The organism is Nitrospira sp. BLG_2 (assembly GCF_049222245.1).
In genome coordinates, this window is the sequence record NZ_JBLYIG010000657.1 from 1 (window position 1) to 2599 (window position 2599).

Sequence of the window (2599 nt, forward strand, 5' to 3'; positions counted from 1 at the left end):
GATTGTTTCGGATCTCCGACAATAAAGAGTTTCCCCGGTTCGAGCAGCATGTCGTGCCAGACGTCGGCCCGGCTGCCCTGCCGCTCCGAGACGGCAAGGATGATCTCGTACTGCACCGGATCCGTATCCTGAAATTCATCGACCAGCACGGCTCGATAATCCCGCTTAATCCGTTCACGGACGGACGGGTGTTCGAAGAGAAGTGTCCGTGCCCTCGCCAGCAACCCGTCGAACGAAAGCCAGCCTTGCCGAGAAAAGGTCTCGCGAATGCTCCGCACCAGCGGAAGGAGCAGGGTCAAGAGTTCGTTCAAGAATGCATGGTCGACCGACAGAAGCTGTTGCGCCGTCCGAATGAGCGCGGCGGCTTCTTTGAAATCGCTCTTCTCCCATTCACTCACAGCGTTCCCGAGATCCTTGTCGAGCCATTCTCGCTCTGACGACGTCAAGTCTTGCCGGCCCGGCAGCCCTTTTTCCGCCACGAGCCGCATCACAGACCCCGTCGCAGCGAGCATATGTTCGACTTTGCGGCGCTTCGGCCGGTCATACGCGTTCATGAGCTGATTCGTCCGGTCTTCCATGAGACGAATCCAACTCGAAATGGCCGGAGTCACCGCCGGCCGTGCCAGTTGTTGTTGCAGAGTGCCGAGATCGACCAATTCGTTGCACAAGGACCGGGCCAGCGCCTTGACCGCCTCCAAAGTTGCCGACGACAAAACGGACCGCCACAGATGATGGCGTTGTCCTGCTCGACTCAATTCCTGGTCGAGCCAGCAATCCCACGCGGCGGTGAACTGCTCTTCAAATCTCAAGCCGTCGTCTTCCTTGAAATCGGGATCGACTCCGCTCTCCAGCGGATGGAGTCGCAATACGTGCGCGGCGAAACTGTGGAGGGTGCCGATTTGGGCTTTTTCAATGTCGTTGAGAGCCGCCCGAGCACGCGCGGCAATCTCGCCGGCGCTCAATCTATACCGTGCTTGAAGATCGCTGCAGGAGACAGCCCCTCCATCGCTCGACCGCGTCGGATCTGCCTGCGGATGAGTCAGGACGGCAAGCCGTTCGCGCAGCCGCACTTTCATTTCTGTCGCGGCCTTGTTGGTGAACGTCAAGGCGACGACCTGCGTGATAGGGACCGGAGCGGGTTCCTTCATCAGGAGATACACGAGACGATTCACGAGCAAGGTCGTCTTGCCTGTCCCCGCCCCGGCCACGACGACGACGTTGCGATCGAATGTCGTCTCAGCCGACTCTCGAGCCGCACGATCCGATATCGGCAGATCGTTATTCATTCTTTTTCGCGCGAAGCGTCTTCAGCGCTTTGGATTCGGCCGCACGATGAGATCTCCACCAAGTCGGAGCATGTTCCCGCCGGCAGATCACACGAAAGTCACATCCATCGCAATAGCCGTCTGGAAGAATGAAAAACCGTCCGGCACGTATGCCGTCCACCAACGTTCTGATCGTGTTCCGGATGAGTGTTCCGGTATCGGATGACCACGACATTGCCTCAAACGTCGAGCGGCTGATTGTGGTAGACCACTGGGGGGCGAGAAATAGGAACTGCACCTGGCTCGGCGCGGGTTGTCCAGGAACAGTGAGACAACTGTAGAGCGGTGGTTGCAACCGATAGCCACGGACCGCCGCCTGAGTCAGATTACGGTCTTCCGGTTTCATGGCTGAACCGGTTTTGAACTTATAGTCGAGCACGCGCAGCGCGCCGGAGGTCCGGTTTCGATCCAGCCGATCGATGCGACCACGGATCTTCAACGATCCTTCGTCCAGGATGCCGGGAACCGTACCTTGTCCGTCCACTTCAAAGGCAATCGGCTGGTACGGATGTTCGGCCTGTTCCGTTTCGTCGGCCTTCACCGCAGCGATCACCAATGTCACAATCAATTCTTTCGCCAGCTCCCACAGCAAATAGTGGCCTGTCCGATGTTGTGACTCCAAGTCAACCGCCGCCTGTTCCACCGACGCACGGATCGTCTGCTCCACCATGTCGCCCGCCACTGATACGATCGGCCACCCGGCCTGTCCAAGTTGTTCGTAGCAACGGCGTAACGCCGCATGGCAGAGCGTCCCGACCACTGCTGCGTCAGGTTCCTGCCCGATTGGAACACGGCTCGGTTCGAGTCGCAGCACATCAGCGGCAAAATATTGAAAAGGACAATGGGCATACCGTTCGAGCGGCGTCGGAGCAAGCCCTCGTTCGATAACCCGCGTCCAATGAGACTCGACCGTTCCCGTTATCCCATCGAAGAGATTCAGTATTGAGCCGTCCTCTTCGATTCGCTCCAGCGCCGAGGCTGCGTGGCGGAATGTATCCGCATCACGTCCGAGCGCCTGCATGAGATCGGTCGGGTCTTGTCCATTGATCGCCGACCACTGAGTCAATTCAGCCGGCGACACGAACAGTTTGATCGTGGGCCGCTGCAAAACCCGATCAGTCAGGCGGCGACTCACCACCTCTATGGGTTGCTCTTCGCGGCCGAATAGACGGCGAGCTTCCCCGAGATAGGGAGAGGCGGCCAGCATGCGCCCCGATTCATCGGCCCGTTGGTAGGATAGGTACAGGCGCTGAGAGGCAGCCTGACAACACAGG

At 58.9% G+C, this 2599-nt stretch carries 2 protein-coding genes; both read right to left on the reverse strand.

Annotation, left to right across the window (positions count from 1 at the left end):
- Positions 1-1286 (reverse strand): UvrD-helicase domain-containing protein (locus tag ACOSYY_RS17430; RefSeq protein ID WP_421664098.1); only part of this gene is annotated, 1286 nt, incomplete at its 3' end.
- Positions 1279-2599: PD-(D/E)XK nuclease family protein (locus ACOSYY_RS17435; protein WP_421664100.1), on the reverse strand; the 1321-nt coding region annotated here is incomplete at its 5' end. The genes ACOSYY_RS17435 and ACOSYY_RS17430, both read right to left, overlap by 8 nt.